The following is an 18,923-nucleotide window of genomic DNA, read 5'->3' on the forward strand; positions in this document are numbered from 1 at the left end:
CACCCATGCCTATTTCCCAACCAACCACGGTAAGCGCTAAACCTGATTTGATGACAATGTCGGCAGCCTCGGCATCAACATAAAAATTAAACTCAGCGAGAGGTGTTATATTCCCTGGGGTCAGGCCGGCGCCTCCCATAACGTACACATGCTTTATTTTCTCGATGAGCGCGGGGGACTTTAGTACGGCCATCGCCAAGTTGGTCAGCGGCCCAAGTGTGACGGTCTCCAATTCGCCTGCATACTTTTCGGAATAGTCAATAATTGCATCAACCGCATGCAGAGGTTCCTGTTTCAGCGCGGGTGATGAAATGTCCATATCCCCCATTCCATCAGCCCCATGGATATGATGAGAAACAAAAGGATCTCTCATAAGGGGACGGGTCATTCCTGCATAAACAGGCGGAATATATGTACCGGCTCTTTCAACGCTAACCAGCGCATTACGCACACATTGTTCCAGTTTACAGTTGCCCGCGACCACCGTTATAGCTTCCACCTTGACTGATGGTTCCCGCAGCGCCATCAGTAATGCCACTGCGTCATCAGAAGCCGTATCTGTATCAATAAGTAATTTTCTCATCATGCCCTCCTGTCTGTGGATGGCTTCACTCTGGCATTAGCCTGACAGCAAAAAAAGGACATGTGGCCATTTTTTGCTGTCGGTATTGCCGATACAGATGCGACTCAGCTATGCTTCATCACGACCATTCATAGCCTACCCATAGCTGGAATACATATTCAGAATTATGTTGATTGGATATCAGGAAGGTAGCAAAGACGTTCCGGAAGCACCGGAATATAAAGGGGAAAGATAAGATGAATGTGCCAGTGTTAATAAGTCATCAGGGCAAAGAACATCAGATAATAGACTATCTCCGGTCATTCAGCATTGATACCATAATTCCTGAAGGTCTATTGTCCGCAGCGAAATTAATTACCCTACATAGGAATAATTTTTTGATTATGCAGAATAGTCGACCTCTAGGCATATATCTTCTCGTCGATGGTATGCTTCAGATTAGCCAGTATGAAAAAGATGGCGGCAATATTATTTTTACCGTGCAGAATGCACTGTCTGTGGTGGGTGACTTAGAACTTTTTTGTGATGATTGCCAACACAGCACATTCAGTACAGTGCAGGCGTTACAGGCATCACGCGTTATTTTATTCCCGGAACAGGCTTTACATACCTCTGGGTTAAATGACGACAGGTTTCTCAAATTCCTGTGCCAGCATCTGGCTAAAAAAGTTTTTGAAACCTCCCAGAATAAAGTATCCATGCTGCTGACTGCCTCGGAGAGGCTACATCGTTATCTTTATATACAATCAATGATTTATGGTAATAGTTTTCAGTTAATCAAGCGGGAGGCTATGGCATCAATGTTGGGCATTTCTGTCAGACAGCTCACGAGAGCGTTGGAAAAGTTAAACAGGAGCGGCATGATCAGCCATAAAAACAAATCAGTAGTCATTCATCATAGACCTGTTGACCTTTGACATCACTGCGTCTGGATCTTGCATATTCTTTGGATAGCTCTTTCAACTCGAGTTACGTAATATGTTTAAACTTGTTCGTGGTTAGGAAACTGAATCATCATTTTAAAAATTTGCTGACCATGAGTATCTATGTCAAGATTGCTGTGATGACATATCGTTGGGAACGTTATAGTAATAAAATGTTGTTTCCGGCGTATTTTTAATCTGAAATCCTTCTTTAAGACTTACTTATCCCGCTGCCTGTGTCAGAAGCCATCGTTTCCCTTTCTGCCACCAACTCCGTGGCATGTCTGCCGCTTAAGCTAACAACCGTGTGGCTGTCACTCAGCCTGACGACTATCGTGAACCGTCCAGAGAGTCGGACATCAAGAGCGCGGTAGCCTTTTTTTAATATCGTATTCTGTTCCTTCAAGCGGCGAACCTGCTTTTTTCAGCTCGCGGATACGTTGCTGCTCTGCAGTAATGGGGGTTGCTGAGGGCGTAATCCCCTGACGCTCTCGCCTGAGATGGCGTACCCAGGTCTCAAGCGTGGTAGAGCCGACATTCATAGCCTCACTGGCTTGTCGATATGAGTAGCCTTTATCAACAATCAGCTGTGCACATTCCAGCCTGAACTCAGGGATGAAAGTACGCTTAGTTTTCTTGTTCATTAAGTCACCTGTTTTATGTTGAGGCGAGAATATCATCTTTAATCAGGTGGTTAAATATACTATGCCACTACATTTCTTTTCAGACTGAACGCTATCTTCACTATCTGATAGCGCACAAGATTGTATGTCAGCAGTATTCCCCACAGCTCCTGTCTCACCATTTCAGGCAGTTTGCTGCGCACCGTCCATTAGCTGCCCAGCAAGGTCTGGTTGGTCTCGCGATAACCCAGCTCAATTTCCCATCGGGGTTTATACCGCTCTGCTATGTCTGCTGCCTGGTAACGCATTGCATCTGTCATCTACGTGATAACCTGATGCTCCAGACCGTTAACCTTGCGCCTGATTAACCGGACGGCAAGCGTGTCCGGCAGTCCTTCCCACCGCTTTCGGGCCTGAGCAGTGGTCTTTAGCATGATAAGCTCATTCTGCTTGCCCAGCCTGCGTACTATCTCATACTGTGTACCTTTCCTCAGCGGCAGCAGAGCCTGTGCCGATTTTCCCCAGACTGGTGCCAGTAGTGCAACAGCCCTGTTGGCCAGAACCCTCTGTCGAACAGCATCACGCTGTTAATTCAATGTAATTGGTCCCTTGAACTACTATTTCGGTTATATAATGGTATGAAAAAAATCATTATGGCTATTTATCGGTTAGGCGGGATAAATTACGTAGTGAAAATTTCGATTGCGATTTGCTAAAATGAGTGCACTCTTTACCTCTAGTCGCTATTGGATGAAGCACTCTGATTCCCGAGCCACAGCGTGTTTATCGTTATGGAAAATCTGTGTAATGCCATTAAAATTGCCCGTTCATCGCGTATTCATCTCTACTGTAGTTCTGCTAATTCTTCTTATCATTGTCGTTTTCTTCTTCCTGAGAACCCCACAGCCTCCTGATTACGTTACCGCTTTGGCGCGCGTCGGCGATATTGAAAACGCCGTACTTGCTACTGGCCGCATCGACGCGATTGAACGGGTTAACGTGGGTGCTCAAGTCTCTGGTCAGGTCAAGTCGCTGAAAGTTAAGTTAGGCGACCGTGTCCTAAAAGGACAGTCTATTGCCGATATCGATGACATGCCTCAGCGTAATGATTTGCGCAACTCAGAAGCTGCATTCAATGTTGTTAAAGCTGACCTTCAGGCAAAGCAGGCACTATTGAAACAGGCAGAACTGCGTTTTAAGCGTCAACGAAAGATGCTAAGAGAGGATGCTAGCTCGCAAGAAGATTTCGAAACTGCCGAAGCCACGCTGGCCACCACACGTGCTGAATTGCTGTCATTAAATGCCAAACTCGTCCAAGCGCAGATCGATGTCGATAAGAAAAAGGTCGATCTGAGCTATACGAAGGTTGTTGCTCCTATGGACGGAATTGTTATTGCAGTTGTCACCCAACAAGGCCAGACAGTGAACTCCAGCCAAAGTGCACCGACCATTATCAAACTCGCCCGTCTTGATGTTATGACCATTAAAGCCCAAATCTCTGAGGCGGATATCACACGAATTTCGCCGGGGCAAAAAGCCAGATTTACCATTTTCTCAGATCCAGATAAGCACTATGACGCCACGCTACGTACCGTTGAATTAGCACCAGAGTCAGTTATGAAAGACGATTCGCTTGCCAACAGCACCTCGGCCTCAGGCACCTCAAATGCCTCGGTGTATTACAATGCACTGCTGGATGTCCCAAACCCAGAAAACCGGCTGCGTATTGCTATGACAGCACAGGTTACATTGTTGGCCGACGAGGCTAAAAACACACTATTAGTTCCGATTCAGGCAGTGCATAAAATCAATGGTAATAAGCTGCAGGTCCAGGTGTTGACCCATGATAACAAACTGGAAAACCGCGAGGTCAAAACAGGGATTACCAACAGCGTGGATATTCAGATCCTTGAAGGTTTAAAAGCTGGGGAAAATGTTGTGCTGTCGCAACCAGGTGAGAAAGCACCTGGGGAAGGTTTTGTACTTTGAGTAATATCATCGAGCTAAAGGGTGTCAGTCGCATCTATACCAACGGTGGGCAGGCTCTTACTGTGCTAAAAGAGATTGAGCTGACTATCGCTGCTGGAGAGCTGGTAGCGATCATCGGGGCCTCCGGTTCCGGTAAGTCAACTCTGATGAATATCATGGGCTGTCTCGACGTCCCTGATTACGGCGACTATTACATCAGCGGCCAAAATGCGGCACAACTTTCACCAGATGAACTGGCAAGGATCCGCCGCGAGCATATCGGCTTTATATTCCAGCGTTACCACTTGATGCCCGACCTTAGCGCGTTAGGTAACGTCGAAATTCCGGCTATTTATGCTAATTGCGAGCGCGACAAGCGCCGTCTGCGCGCTGCCTCATTGCTTGGTAGGCTTGGGCTAGAAGGTCGTGAACACCATAAACCTGGAGAGCTTTCCGGCGGTCAGCAGCAGCGTGTAAGTATTGCCCGCTCGCTTATCAACGGTGGTGAGGTCATCCTAGCAGATGAGCCAACCGGTGCGCTAGATACTCAATCAGGTCAGGAGGTACTAGCAATACTCCGCGAACTGAATCAGCGTGGTCACACCGTGGTTATGGTGACTCACGATATGAAGGTAGCACAGCACGCTAACCGTATCATTGAGCTGCGTGACGGAGAAATAATCTCTGATAACGGTAGTCGCGCTACCTCTGGGGTTGCTCTCGTTCCTCCTGATAGGGTTCAGCAAAGCCGTTGGCGGAGTATGTTCGACCGCACCCGTGAGTCTCTACAAATGGCGCTAAAGGCGATGAATGCGCACCGTCTGCGCACGACGTTAACCATGACGGGCATTATTTTTGGCATCGCTGCAGTTATTACGGTCGTCGCGCTAGGAGAAGGTGCAAAGCAGCGAACCCTAGAAAATATTAAAGAACTGGGAACTAATGTGGTCAGCATCTATCCGGGAAGGGATTTTTTTGACGACAGTACCGAAGGTATCCGCACGTTGGTTCCAGCAGATGCAGAGGCGTTAGCAAAACAGGGATTTGTTGACAGCGTTAGTCCCGAAGTTAACGCTTCTGACAATATTCGTTTTCTCGGAAAATCGGCTACCGCCACTATCTACGGCGTCGGACGCGATCATTTTCGCGTTAATGGGATTGCGCTTTTGCAGGGAGCAACTTTCCTTGACGACAGAAATGCGCTGCAAGAAGCCATTATTGATGAAAATGCCCGTAAGGCATTATTTGACGATGCAGGACGTGAAGCATTGGGGCAAATCGTCTTTCTTGGCTCAGTACCTGTGCGGGTAGTCGGCATCGCCAAAAGCAATAACCGCAGCTATGCGCCCAACCGTATTAACGTTTGGATGCCTTACAGTACAGTGATGTACCGTATGGTAGGGAAGCCTGTATTGACCAGTATCAGTGTCCGACTTAGAGACAACGTTCCTAATGAAGCAGCGGTCAGCGCGATCTCTCAACTTTTGACCCAACGCCATGGAGTGAAAGACTTCCAGCTCTATAATTTCGAGCAGATTCGAAAATCAGTCGAACGTACCTCGATGACCTTCAGTATCTTGATTCTGATGGTGGCCAGCATCTCGCTGATGATCGGCAGTATCGGTGTAATGAACATTATGCTGGTGTCGGTGACCGAACGTACCCATGAGATTGGCGTTCGCATGGCTGTTGGTGCACGGAGGAGCGATATCATGCAGCAGTTCATGATTGAGGCCGTGTTGGTGTGTATTATCGGCGGTGCGCTCGGAATTGCGTTGTCGTACGCTGCTGGAGCGCTGTTTACTGCGCTAGCGGGGAGCATGTTTACCGCTATTTATTCATGGAAGGCCGCCACCTTGGCTTTTTTCTGCTCAACTTTAATAGGCATGATCTTCGGTTATCTCCCTGCTCGAAAGGCGGCAAGGATGGATCCGGTCGTTTCATTGGCCAGCGAATAATTCATGAAAACATTATCACCATTAGCTGTATGCATTGCTGCTCTACTTATTTCAGGGTGTGCAAATACCCTTAAAAGTGATTATCACGCACCTGAGGTAAAGTATCCTGTGAGCTGGCATCAGGATGATATTTCAGAAGAGACAACGGAGCCGTTCAACTGGCAAGCGTTTAATGATCCAGCCCTCGAAGGCTGGCTACGGCAGGTTATGGCAAGCAATAGTGACGTGGCCGCGGCAGTTCTACGATTATATCGAGCCCGACTGGATGAGGAGCGTGTTAGTATCACAAACGATCCGGGACTTAAAGGTTCGCTGGGAATGAACGCCAGAAAACAACTTGACAGCTCAGCTGAATGGTACAAAAGCACATCAACTAATCTCGATACCAGCTACGAGTTAGACTTATGGGGTAAGATAGCGCGCCAGCGTGACGCGGCGGAATGGGCTCGTCACGCTTCAGAAGAGGATTTGCGCTCCGCTCGCCTAACACTGCTATCAGATGCCAGTAATAACTACTGGCGGATCGGGTCTATTAACCAGCAACTCTCTATCCTTCAACAAAGTATTGACTACGCAAAAGAGACCTTACGCTTGGCTAATGCTCGCTACGCAGCGGGCAGCACTTCCTATTTAGATGTGGTAGATGCTCAGCAGGGTGTGCTATCCCAAGAGAATAGGCTGACCGAATTGCAGCATGAACGTTTACAGGCGCTTAATCAGCAAGCTGTTCTGCTTGGCACCGCGCCGAGCACCCCGATTGTCGAGCCGCAAACGTTACCAACGGGGCAGTTGCCGTTGGTCTGTGCAAATATTCCAGTAAGCGTGCTTCAGCATAGGCCTGATATCAGTGCTAAAGAGTGGCGGGTGCGTGAAGCATTGGCCACTGTTGATATCCGACGTGCTAAATTTTATCCTGCATTCAGTTTAACCGGCTCACTTGGTACCAGCAGCAATACGCTAGTGACCTTTCTGCATAATCCTGTCGGTTCTATTAGCGCAAGTCTAACGCTGCCCTTTCTAGAGTGGAGAGAAAAGGGAATAGAAGTAAAGATTGCCCGCAACGAGTACGAGCTCCGGTTGCTGGAGTTTAAACAGCAACTTTACAAGGCGATGAGTAGCATAGAAGATGCACTTTCATTGCGTGATCAATTTATTGCTCAGGAAACTCGTCTGCGTAAAGGTCTCGAGTTGGCTAAGAAATCAGAGAAGCTAAACGAAGTACGCTATCGACAGGGGGCAGCAAGAATTTCTTTCTGGCTTGATGCTCAGGAAAAACGTCGTCAGACCGAGTTACTACTGAATGATAATCGTTTTAATCAGTTTAATAACCTGGCAAAAATATATCTGGAGTTTGGTGGCACGGTGGCTTTTCCTTGAATGCAGCGGATCCATTCTCAACAGAAAGAAAATTAACTTATCGCTCTCAGAGGTCGTTTAACATTTTCCTTATATTTTGCCTATCTTAGGGCTTCTCATCCGCAAACTCTCTTTATTTGTTGGTTGCTTAAATGTACGTAAACACTACTTTTTCCAACTTCAGTTCACTTCTGCGACAGAGATTTTAAATTTGCAGTCGACAGGATTCCCTGTTCCATACAGAAGATTAAACATGGCATTCTCATAATTTTTATGGTCTAAATAGATTCTTAAATTAGCTTTAATCACTGAGGCAAGTAAACTATGCTAACAAATATTAACCATATAACATTTGCAGTTAATGATGTCGATGTCAGCTTCGACTTTTATACGAATATACTTGGATTTACACCAAGGGCAAAATGGAATTCTGGCGCGTATTTGTCGCTAGGGCACCTTTGGCTTTGCTTATCTGTCGACCGAGTCGATACTAAACAAGATTATACGCATTATGCCTTCAACATAGAGGAACGCGAAATGGCAGCGTTCAAAGAGAAATTGAAAGCGTTCGAAGTTTCTGAATGGAAAACTAATAAGAGTGAAGGAGAATCTGTTTACTTCCTGGATCCAGATGGGCACAAACTCGAAGCACATTGCGGGAACTTGGAGTCTAGATTAAACTCGTGCAAGGACAAACCTTATGCTGGTATGAATTTTTTTTTAAATGTATACCCACGATGTTAGTGAAATACCTGTATACCAGTTGTGCTTAGGAATATTCATGTATGCTATATGTTATGAAAAGAAAACGCCATTTCATCTCGTAAATATTTACCACTTAACAAAATTGCTTTTTCTGCATAGTAATTCTCTGACTCAGTCCAACTGATAGCTTCAGCGTCAACGAAATCATTTATATTGGTTTAAAAAAATAGTCTGATGAACTGTGAATAAATTAGTTTTTCGGGATAAGTCAGATAGCTAATATACCGTTGTGATCATGATATTTAGTGGTTTGTAATCATATTTTTAATCTCGGAAGGGATTATATAATGTAATATTAATGTCTAGTACACATTAAGCCTAAAAGGATACTAATACTGATGGAAATTTCTATACATAATCTTTCTAATGGCATCGTTTTGACGCTTCGTTCCCCCACAAGCTGTAAAAAAACTCCAGTAATCATTTTGTGTCATGGTTTCTGTGGTATCAGAGAGATTCTGCTCCCTAATTTTGCTGAAGCATTTACTCGTGCAGGGTTTTCCACCATCACGTTCGACTATCGGGGTTTTGGGGACAGTGACGGCGAATGCGGACGTCTAGTTCCTGCTATGCAGATTGACGATATTATTTCTGTCATTAACTGGGCAAAAGAAAAGACTACCCTCGATGCACAGCGTATTGGCCTCTGGGGCACATCATTCGGTGGATGTCACGTATTTGGCGCAGCTGTCAGGAACCCTGAAATAAAATGTATTGTCAGTCAGCTAGCCTTTGCTGACGGTGAAGAAATCGTCACAGGGAAGATGAATGAGGCGGAGAAACATGCTTTTCTTTTAACTTTGGACAAAATGTCTGAAAAGCAGAAACGTACCGGCAAAGAAATGTTCGTTGGGGTCAACCGAGTACTGAGTGATACGGAATCAAAATCATTTTTTGAAGACAACAGGGCGCAGTATCCAAAGATGGACATAAAAATACCTTTTCTCACAGTGAGGGAAACCCTGCTGTACAAACCTGCATTAAATGCCTCACAGGTGACATGCCCAACCTTAGTCGTTATCGCTGGTGAAGATAGGGTTAATCCGCCGGAACAGGGGCGGGCATTGTTTGATGCTGTTTCGGCAAAAGAAAAAAAGTTATATGAGGAAAACAGCGCCCATCATTACGACATTTATACCGGAGAGCACTTTAAGCAGGTTATCGCAATTCAGACCGAATGGTTTAGAACATACCTGTAATTTAGATAGCGGCTAACGGCAGGCTCAACATAACCTGCCGTTAATATTAGTATCAGATGATGCATCTTTAGCTTCGCTTACACTAGGCTATGTAGTGGCTTATACTTACTGGCCTGCCCACCTAGCAGGCCAAAGCCTAAATTAATTAATCCCAGTACAAACTATCTATAGCTACAGTTGCTACTTAAAAAATTACTGATTTATAGCTTACTGCGCGGGGATAATCAGCACCTGACCTGGATAGATTTTATCGGGATGCGTCAGCATCGGTTTATTGGCTTCAAAGATACGCTGATAATTATTCGCTGAACCATACATCGCTTTTGAAATGGCGCTTAAGGTATCACCGGATTTCACCGTATAATAACGACTTTCTGCTCCGCTTTGCGTGACAGTAACGCTATCATTGACCTGCGCAACCCCAGTAACATTACCTACTGCAACCAAAATTTTTTCTTTATCTTGCTGTGAGCTCACGTCGCCTGTTACCGTTGCAGTACCATCTTCAGCAACATCAATATTGATTTTTTCAGCACCGGGCAAGTTAAGACTTTCAATATGTTTTTTTAAATTAGCAGCCTGATCTTTCTTGCTTCCGCCTGACACCGTATCCCAAACCTTTTCACCCGCTTCTTTTACAAAATTCAATAATCCCATCTATCTATTCCTCTTTTATTGTTAAAAGATATTTTTATTAGAACCTATATCTATATGCCCATATACAGTCAAAAGGTAGGGTATATGCCTTGATATATCAGTTCAGTTGTGGCATCGAAATTATGAGCATCAATCGTCATCAGTTTTATACCACTACAATTACAGCACTACGGCTATGCCCCTTTATATGGGGCCTTAAACCATCAAGATATACCTTAACAATTCCTGCAGCCTAAAATGTAATAAATTATTTCATAATATGACGGCATTTCTCCTATGACCGCAATTTTACCGTTTATATCCTTTTTTGATAATTCGTGCTTTCTCTCTGAATATTAAGAATATTCTTTAATATTCGACTTAATTAATGATCGTCATGATCGATCAATCACCAAGCAATTGATTGTTTATACCGATGGTTACTGCATTATTGATCGCTTTTGCTGATCAATAACACTTGTGTTTTAATTAGTCACCTTCCGTGACTGACTAATTAATCATTGTCCCTGCTTATGAACTCCGCGTGAGTTCTCGAGCAACATTGCTTCTGTTTTCAGGCACGGTATTTATATCTTGGAGCCGAAAACCATGCATCCCTTAGTCCATTGCAATGTATCTCCTCCACTAGTCAGGTTGTTTACTGCTTCTCCCCTGTTTTCAACTGGTCTTATGGAACTGATACCTGAGGCCAAATGGGATATTGCCCCCTTACCTCATGATTTCAGCCATTATCGCGTGGAATACGCGGCATATTGCATTATCGCGCTGGTCGATTGCTCTCCGCTCGAAATAACGCGTAACCTTCAGTGGCTGCAAAGCGTCTCTTATCAGTTGCACTTTCCCGTCCTCCTTTTAGTTGATGAAGAGACGCCCATCATTCACCAACAAACCCTTGGGACGCATGCCGTCGTTCTTGTTACCAAAACAAGCCTGCACAGTATGCGTGAGTCAGTGTTGTCATGGATGAACGGGACGTTACAGCCTAGGAAAGGAAATGACACCGGTGTGTCTCTATGCGTAAAAGAGTGGACCGCTTTAAATCGCTATCTGTTAGTTCACGATATGCATGCGGTGGCCGCATGGATGAACATATCGATAAAAAACGCTTACTACTGGCGTAAACGCGCACTTAAGAAATTGGGCTTTAACCACATCAACGATTTTGTCCGTTTTTATACACCACGTAACCCATTCCCCTCGTCATTACAAACGCATCCGAATGCGGGCATACGCCTCATTTAGATTTCATCTAATCCACATCTAACATAACGATATAGAGAAATAATACAGTGAGCTCACACTCCATTAATCCACAACATAATAAGAAAATACTCAAGTGTCCGCGCAAGACGCAGGTAATAGCGTGGGTGAATATTATCACCCAAATCGCTTTCCCGCTGGTAGGCGCCTTCACCCCGATGATGGCGGGTGCGGATAGCGACCGACACTTTTTGGAAAGCACCGATAACCATACGCCAATGCCAACAAAGGTCTACACCCTGACATCAGGAGAAAGCGCTGAGTCAGTGGCGAAAAAATACAATATGCCGCTGTCAGCACTGCGCCAATTAAACCAACTACGTACTTTTTCGCATGGTTTTGACCATCTGCAACCGGGGGATGAACTCGACGTTCCTTACGCGCCGCTATCCACTATCACGTGGGATAAACAACAAAGCAGTGCGGTTGAGGCGTCTGGCACGCTTCACGACGATGCAGAAAATCAAAAACTGGCTGGGATGGCTTCACAAGCGGGCGCATTTCTAAGCCAGAGTCCAAACGGCGACGCGACGGCATCGATGGCTCTCGGGATGGCCTCTGGCGCGGCCAGTAGTGAAATTCAGCAGTGGCTAAGCCGGTTTGGTACGGCAAGAGTACAACTTGATACCAACAAGCACTTCTCCCTCAAAAACTCTCAGTTTGACCTGCTTGTCCCTTTGTATGAGCAAAAGGACAGTCTTGTCTTCACCCAAGCCAGTCTGCACCGTACAGATGACCGCACCCAGTCAAACCTAGGGATGGGATATCGCTGGTTCACTGATACGTGGATGTTGGGAGGGAATACCTTTTTGGACTATGACCTGTCGCGTGACCACGCTCGCATGGGGTTGGGACTGGAGTATTGGCGCGATTTCTTAAAGTTGGGTGTAAATGGATATCAACGTCTGACTAATTGGAAAAACTCGCCTGATGTTACCGATTATGAAGAACGGCCGGCTAATGGTTGGGATGTGCGTGCGCAGGCTTGGCTCCCAGTGCTACCGCAGTTGGGGGGTAAACTGACCTATGAACAATATTACGGCCAAGAAGTTGGACTGTTTGGTAAAGACAATCGCCAACGAGACCCCCACGCCATAACGGCGGGAATAACCTACACCCCCGTGCCGTTAATCACACTCAGTGCCGAGCAAAGGCAGGGCAAATCGAGCGAGAATGACACTCGCTTTGCTGTTGACATGACTTACCAACTTGGTGTGCCGTGGCAACAGCAGGTTAACCCTGATGCCGTGGCGGCTATGCGCAGCCTGGCGGGTAGCCGTTATGACCTCGTCGAACGCAACAATAATATTGTTTTGGAATACCGTAAGAAAGAAGTGATCCGTCTCAAAACGGCAGATTTAGTCACAGGCTATGCCGGTGAGCAAAAATCACTCGGGGTCTCCGTGACAAGCAAATATGGGCTGGAGCATATCGACTGGTCAGCGTCGGCACTGATTGCTGCCGGAGGTAAAATCTTGCAGAACGGCAGTGGCTGGGCCGTTGTCATGCCGACATATCACTCCGGTACGGGGGGCATTAACAGCTACACCGTGAGCGGTGTGGCCGTGGACAAAAAAGGGAATGTCTCTAGCCGGGCTGACACTCAGGTTACCGTCACCCAAGCGGCGATTGATACCACGACCAGTTCGCTCTCCCCCTCTATCGCGACACTGCCTGCAAACGGGAGTTCGCAGCAAGAGTTTGTCCTGAAGGTGAATGACAAAGAAGGACATCCTGTTGATATTACTGAAAAAGAAATCAGTATTGATAAAACATCTAAACTTCGCGGGAGCAGCAATGCCACCGTGTCGACATTCACCCGGCGTGCCGCTGGCGAATATGTGATGAAAGTTACAGCAGGAACCCTACCGGAAGCTTTCACGCTGACACCATCAGCCCGAAACGTCCATTTTGCATCGGCTAATGTCACGCTGACAGCAGACAACACTACCGCCCTCGTTGACGGTCTAGACGTGATTGAAAACAATGCCATTGCTGATGGCCGATCGCAGAATAGTTTCCGAGTGAAGGTTGTTGACGCACAAAATAATCCTGTACCCAGTCAGCCCGTCACTCTCAAAGCAAATAATGGCGCGACTGTGACAGGAACGGCTATCACTGAGCCCGATGGTACTGTCATTGTTCCGGTAACCTCCCTGCGTGCCGGTGAAACAACCATCACGGCCAGTATTAACGACAAAGGGAGTAAGACACTGAAGCTTTCATTCCGTTCTGACCAGAATACGGCGCGGATTGAGAAAAAGAATTTCAGTATTATTCCTGAAGTTTCACTGGCGGATGGTAAAACACAAAAAACAGTGACAGCCCGCGTTACCGATGCGCAGGGCAATGCCGTACCAGACATCTTGGTCACACTTGATGCAGATAATGGTGCCGTACTTGCAGAAAAAACCGTTAAAACAGATATCCAAGGGATGGTCACCACCCCCCTAACCAGCACCGTTGCCGGTACTTCGCATGTGGCAGCCAGCGTTAATGGCCAGTCAGTCTCAAAAGAGACCACATTCACCGGCAATAATGCGACTGCCATTGTGACGTCTGTGGATACGACAGCGGCATCCGGTATTGCTGACGGCGCCACTGCGGTGACATTCAGAGCGCTTATCAAAGACCAGAATGGCAACCCGCTTTCCGGTATTCCGGTAGACTGGAAATCCAACAAGGACAGCAGCATCGTATCCTTTAAACGTTCACAAACCCTGACCTCTGAACAAGGGATAGCAGAAGCAGAAGTTACCAGTACGCGCGCCTACAGTGACGTAGTCGTGACCGCATCTACAAATGCGTCATCAAAATCAACCTCTCCGTTTACCTTTATTGCTGACAAGCAAAGTCCTGTTATTAAAACGCTGACCAGCAATAAACAGACGCTGACGGCTAATGGTACAGATACCGCAACACTCACCGTCAGCGTAACAGACACCCACGGCAACCCACTTTCTGGGGTGGAAGTCACACTCAGCAACGGCAACAAAGCGGAGATTACCCCAGCTCGTCCGGTAACCGATCCCGATGGCATAGCTTCCGCCTCCCTGAGTACTCGCTATGCGGGTCAGGTGACTGTTTCCGCCTCTCTTGGCAAGGGCACTGAGAAATCATTGTCCCTACAGGCACTACCCGATGAGCAGACAGCCAATGTGACTGTCGTTCCAGATACAACATCGGCAACGGCAGGACAAACTCAGCCAGTCACACTGACGGCCACCGTGCTTGATGGGGATAATAATCCCGTTTCAGGTACGAGCGTGGCATGGCAAACCAATCACAACCAGTTGAGCGATACAGTCAGCCAGACCAATGAGAAAGGTCAAGCGACGGTAAAACTGTTGGGAACACAGGCGACACTGACGACGGTCACGGCTGTACTTTATAATGGACACAAAGGTTCGACGCAGGTTGATTTTGGGCCTGGGGAGCCTGTCGGCGAGCATAGTCAGCTTTCCGTTTCTCCGCAATCTATTACCGCAGACGGTCAGTCAAAAGCTTTAGCCTCACTTATTCTTCGGGATAAATGGGATAACCCAGTAGCAGGAAAGCACATCGACTGGCAAGCAGACAGCCAATCAGGTATCCACTTTACACAAATTGAAAAGGGAGAAGGCGTCTATCAGGCGGCGGTTACCGGAACGACCGAAGGAATATGGACACTGACGGCGCAAAGCGGTGCGGTTAACCTGCAGACGCCACTGGCTCTTTTAGCCAACCAAGATTCTGCGCAGATTGATAATGTGGCAATATCCGGTGCTGACACGGCTAAGGCCGATGGACAGGAAATCGTGACTATCCGAGCACAAGTTAAGGATAAAAATGGCAATACAAAACTTAAAGGCGTTGCCGTAGGTTGGAATACCACGCTAGGCACGCTCCCTTCAAGCCTGAGCAGTACTGATGCGAACGGCGTGGCTGAAATTACGTTAAGTAGTCGCGCTGCGGGTACGGCGTGGGTGTCTGCTATGCTGGGTGGCGGTTCGCCTGTAAAGGCAAATAAAGCCGTTAACTTCACAGCTGGCGATATTAGTGCGGATAAATCTTCACTCAGTCTCTCCCCTTCTCACATTATTGCAGAAAAAGAAACGGCTACTCTCAGCGTCACTGCCCGAGATACCGAAGGCAACTTGCTGACCGGTCTCAAGGATAAGGTAAGCGCGAGTTTTGCGTCAGACCTGAAGATGAACGTATCCGCCTTCAAAGAGGTATCGACTGGCGTCTATGAGGCAACTGTATCAGGTAAAAAAGCAGGCACCACACAGGTCAGCGCGGATGTGAGCAATATCCGCATCAACCATACTGCTTCACTCACGCTCAGTGCCGATAATAATACAGCTAAAGTCAAAGGCAGCATTAGCGCGACACCGACGTCTGCCACGGTAGGTGATGTTGTAACGTATACAGCGGTACTGACCGATGCTAACGAAAATGCACTGGGGGCGGGTATCCCGGTCACATGGAGCGCAAATGAAGGTAGCACGCTCAGCTCACAGGTGACACGTACAGATGACTCTGGCACGGCCCGCGTCACGCTAACTCGAGCGCTCGTAGGTACTGCTAAAGTGGAACTCATTCTTCCGTCAGGCACTACTGCGGCGCCAGATGTGATATTCAGTGCCGGTGATGTGGATGAAAATCGCTCAGAACTGACGCTTACCCCTTCAGTCATTGTTGCCGGAAAAGAAACAGCCACGCTGACGCTGACGCTGCGAGACAGTAATGGCAATGCCCTTGCAGGGAAAAGTGTCAGCGGTTTCAGCGCTGATAACAACAAGAATGTGAACATCGGTGAAAGTCAGGAAAATGACAGTGCACCTGGTCGCTATACAATGACGGTGGCTAGTGACAAGGCCGGTAGCGCCATACTTAAGGCTAAAGTGGGTAATACTACGCTCAACAAGAGCCGGACACTGACGGTGAAAGGGGATACAGACAGCTGGAAGTTATCGGCTGTCAGCCCTAATAAAACCACACTGGTAGCCGGTGATACGAAGGGGGTAACCTACAGTGCCACGGTAACTGACACTCAGGGGAACCCATTAACAAATGTGGTGGTTTCCTGGCAGCTTCGTGGTCAGGCGGAAAGTTATGAGCCGACGTCGCGCACCAATGAAAAAGGTGTCGCAACCACAACGGTGAAAAGCCACACTGCGGGCCAACTCCAGATGACCGCCTATCTTGATAGCGATAACCACATGCAGGCAGACAACGTTGCCGTGGTCGCAGGAGAGATAAAGAATGCGGCCTTTGGTGCAGATAAAACCAGCATCGGCTCCGACGGTAAGGACACGGTAACATTCACAGCCAGCCTTGAAGACAGTTACGGCAATCCGGTGACGGGGAAAACGGTGACAATTGAAGGCGCTAATTCTCTGAATGGATTTAAGCTCAGTGCTGTTCAGGAGCAGCAGAATGGACGCTATGTGGCAACAGGTACTGCGACAACCAAAGGGTCGGTGACTCTTAATGCACAAGTTGACGGTACAACAGTCGGTAACCCCGTTACAGTCACTGTCGGTGCCATTACACCAGATTTACGGTTTGATAATGCTGAACAGCCGGTGACATGGACGAGAAGCTTCACTGCGTCTCAGGTGGTACGTGGTATGCCTGAAGGCGTGGAGCAAAAGTGGTCGAGTTCAGATGGCAGCGTGGCCACGGTTGACGGGAGTGGGAAAGTTACTCTGTTGAAATCAGGCAGTACGAGAGTGTCGGTGTATACGCCGGGGAACGAGCAATATAATCAGGCGATGGCGTCATACACACTCAATGTATCTAAAGCGACCCCAGGGTTAAAAGCCGGAACAGGTGACCCTATTACTGCAGTATGGGCTGATGGTAAGGAACGGGATATCACCGCTACGTATACCAATAGCGATGTACAGAATGAGCTTACTGCTACGTATGCCACTAAAGATAGATCGGTAGTTAGCGTAGACAATACCGGGAAGCTTACGGCAGTAAAACCGGGAACAACGACCGTTACGGTCAGTACCCCAGAAACAGATCAGTTTATGGCTGCCTCGGCGGATGTGGTATATGTACTTAACAAAGCGACCGCTGACGTGAGTTTCGACACATCCTTGATGAAAACTACGGATGAAGATGTTTTCACTCTTCAAGAACCGGTCACCACGTTGACGTCGCAGGCCGATATTAAATGGACGTCAAGTAATACAAATGTAGTAAATATATCCGGTTCAGGTACTGTTCAAGGAAATATAAGCAAGGGGCAAACCAGGCTGACGCTTACGGTGCTTGCTAATGACTATTACAATGCCAGTTCTGGGTATTACGATGTGATGGTGTATTCGAAGCCATCTATTAGTCTGGGCGATGTCTCTTACATCAGTAGAGGAAGTAAGGGCAGTTCCGGCACATGGACGCCAGTATTCACAGATGACACACTTACAGTGACCTGGAGTGCGGATGCCTCAGATGAGTTCAGTAAGCCTGAGAGCGTGACCGTCTATCTTTTAGACAGTAATAATAATGTTCTTGCCAGCAAAGAGGAGCCGTCGCCATCTGGGAGTAAAACGACTATTGTTAATCCGAATGCTAATCTATGGGGAAAAACAATACATGTAAGACTGGTTGCTAAGGGATATGGTAATCTTGAGAGTAGTAAATTATCTTCTGCTGTCATTGTAAAAAACTTAAACCCAAATCAAATATGGACTTCGCTTACCGTTCGTTCCCATGTCGAAACAGTGACATCAAGCGGAACTGATGATGCATGTAAAGAAAGTGCGTTCGGAAGAGAGCACTGGAATAATGCCGTCGCGACGGGTGACAGTATAAACTTTAGTGGGAAGAAACTTATTTCGCCAATGTCTGTGAAAGCTAAGGTAAGCTCAACTCAAAATGGTAGCGACACATCAGGACCTTTCCCTACTTCTTATAGCACCGTTAGTTCGAATCAAAACATTCAGTTCGGTACAGTGCAAATCGCAAGTAGTTGTTGGCGTAACCATACGGGTGGGTATCGCGTTGGCGTTGTTATTAATTATAGTGATAAAGAATTCACCTATTGGGCTTCAGAAAGCCATGGGTGGGGGGGCAACGGGGACGGGATGTACGTGGATAGAGTCGATAGTTTTTGATTCAAAGTATGGACGGTCTACGCGACTCTAAAAAGCTTTAATATCAGAAAGTAAGGTGCTAATTAATCCTCGACATGAGTAACGCTTATTCATGTTGGGGATTGATTAGTATGACCATACTAATATGCCTATTCTATAGACGTAACAAATTCTAACAAGTGGCTAAGGATTAAAAAGTTTGATCAGGGGTTATAAGTTAAAAAGTCTAGGTCCCAAAATTTATCTGTGTCGTGTGCTGGCGTTATTGCAGACTAGCCATCTGTTGCCTTGGAAGATCGAAATCCCATCCTTGTAATAATCAATACGGCCTTCGGCTGACGCTTACATGGTGTCTATCATGAGTATATATCGGCGAAAGGATATATACTAACACTGCTAAGCACTACGCTTGAAGTAAACAATAAATAGCTTGTACACAAGAATGACGTACTCTTTTCCACTTTCAAATGATGTAGAACCAACTTATAACTTTCTGCGAGTTTGACAGAACTCCCGTCTTTAAAAAAAATAACTTAATGA

The 18,923-nt window shown here is 46.8% G+C and carries 10 protein-coding genes and 2 pseudogenes; 8 read left to right on the plus strand and 4 right to left on the minus strand.

Going from position 1 to position 18,923, the window contains the following annotated elements:
* On the minus strand, positions 1–586 hold a 586-nt coding region (locus HMPREF3091_RS10640), incomplete at its 3' end, for a nucleoside hydrolase (RefSeq protein ID WP_246839980.1).
* 233 nt (positions 587–819) lie between these two features.
* On the opposite strand from HMPREF3091_RS10640, the gene HMPREF3091_RS10645 reads away from it, so the two are divergent.
* Positions 820–1,500, plus strand: coding sequence for a Crp/Fnr family transcriptional regulator (locus HMPREF3091_RS10645; RefSeq protein ID WP_070715759.1), 681 nt, complete (start codon positions 820–822; stop codon positions 1,498–1,500).
* A 298-nt stretch (positions 1,501–1,798) separates the two neighbouring features.
* Here the strand turns inward: HMPREF3091_RS10645 and HMPREF3091_RS10650 are convergent.
* Together HMPREF3091_RS10650 and HMPREF3091_RS10655 are read right to left on the minus strand one after the other, a co-directional pair.
* Positions 1,799–2,186 (minus strand): annotated as a pseudogene (locus HMPREF3091_RS10650) (transposase); the annotation flags it as partial.
* A 41-nt stretch (positions 2,187–2,227) separates the two neighbouring features.
* Positions 2,228–2,718: pseudogene (locus HMPREF3091_RS10655) on the minus strand (IS4 family transposase); the annotation flags it as partial.
* Positions 2,719–2,936: 218 nt separating this feature from the next.
* On the opposite strand from HMPREF3091_RS10655, the gene HMPREF3091_RS10660 reads away from it, so the two are divergent.
* The 5 genes from HMPREF3091_RS10660 to HMPREF3091_RS10680 all read left to right on the plus strand — a co-directional run bounded on the left by HMPREF3091_RS10660 (position 2,937) and on the right by HMPREF3091_RS10680 (position 9,375).
* On the plus strand, positions 2,937–4,118 hold the full coding sequence (locus HMPREF3091_RS10660) for a macrolide efflux RND transporter periplasmic adaptor subunit EtsA (protein WP_070715761.1): 1,182 nt from the start codon (positions 2,937–2,939) through the stop codon (positions 4,116–4,118).
* Complete coding sequence (locus HMPREF3091_RS10665; protein ID WP_070715762.1) at positions 4,115–6,055, plus strand: MacB family efflux pump subunit; 1,941 nt, start codon at positions 4,115–4,117, stop codon at positions 6,053–6,055. Before HMPREF3091_RS10660 ends, HMPREF3091_RS10665 begins: the two co-directional genes overlap by 4 nt.
* 3 nt (positions 6,056–6,058) lie before the next feature.
* Entirely contained in the window at positions 6,059–7,432 is a 1,374-nt protein-coding gene (locus HMPREF3091_RS10670) for a macrolide efflux RND transporter outer membrane subunit EtsC (protein ID WP_070715765.1), read from the plus strand.
* Positions 7,433–7,735: 303 nt separating this feature from the next.
* On the plus strand, positions 7,736–8,155 hold the full coding sequence (gene fos, locus HMPREF3091_RS10675) for a fosfomycin resistance glutathione transferase (protein ID WP_070715767.1): 420 nt from the start codon (positions 7,736–7,738) through the stop codon (positions 8,153–8,155).
* 359 nt (positions 8,156–8,514) lie between these two features.
* The gene (locus HMPREF3091_RS10680; RefSeq protein WP_070715769.1) at positions 8,515–9,375 is read left to right on the plus strand and encodes a UilS family quorum-quenching N-acyl-homoserine lactonase; all 861 of its coding nucleotides are present in this window, start codon (positions 8,515–8,517) and stop codon (positions 9,373–9,375) included.
* Positions 9,376–9,582: 207 nt separating this feature from the next.
* On the opposite strand, the gene lysM is transcribed toward HMPREF3091_RS10680, so the two are convergent.
* Positions 9,583–10,032 carry a peptidoglycan-binding protein LysM gene (gene lysM / locus HMPREF3091_RS10685; RefSeq protein ID WP_070715772.1) on the minus strand — a complete coding sequence of 150 codons (450 nt, stop codon included), beginning with the start codon at positions 10,030–10,032 and terminating at the stop codon, positions 9,583–9,585.
* A gap of 669 nt (positions 10,033–10,701) precedes the next feature.
* Between lysM and HMPREF3091_RS10690 the strand changes: the two genes are divergently transcribed.
* Together HMPREF3091_RS10690 and HMPREF3091_RS10695 are read left to right on the plus strand one after the other, a co-directional pair.
* A complete protein-coding gene (locus HMPREF3091_RS10690) occupies positions 10,702–11,274 on the plus strand; it encodes a hypothetical protein (RefSeq protein WP_070715774.1) in 573 nt (190 codons plus the stop codon).
* Between the two features lie 125 nt (positions 11,275–11,399).
* Positions 11,400–18,404, plus strand: coding sequence for an Ig-like domain-containing protein (locus tag HMPREF3091_RS10695; RefSeq protein ID WP_070715775.1), 7,005 nt, complete (start codon positions 11,400–11,402; stop codon positions 18,402–18,404).
* Positions 18,405–18,923: the final 519 nt, after the last annotated feature.

Origin of the sequence: Hafnia sp. HMSC23F03 (assembly GCF_001816025.1) — a bacterium.
GTDB lineage: Bacteria > Pseudomonadota > Gammaproteobacteria > Enterobacterales > Enterobacteriaceae > Hafnia > Hafnia paralvei.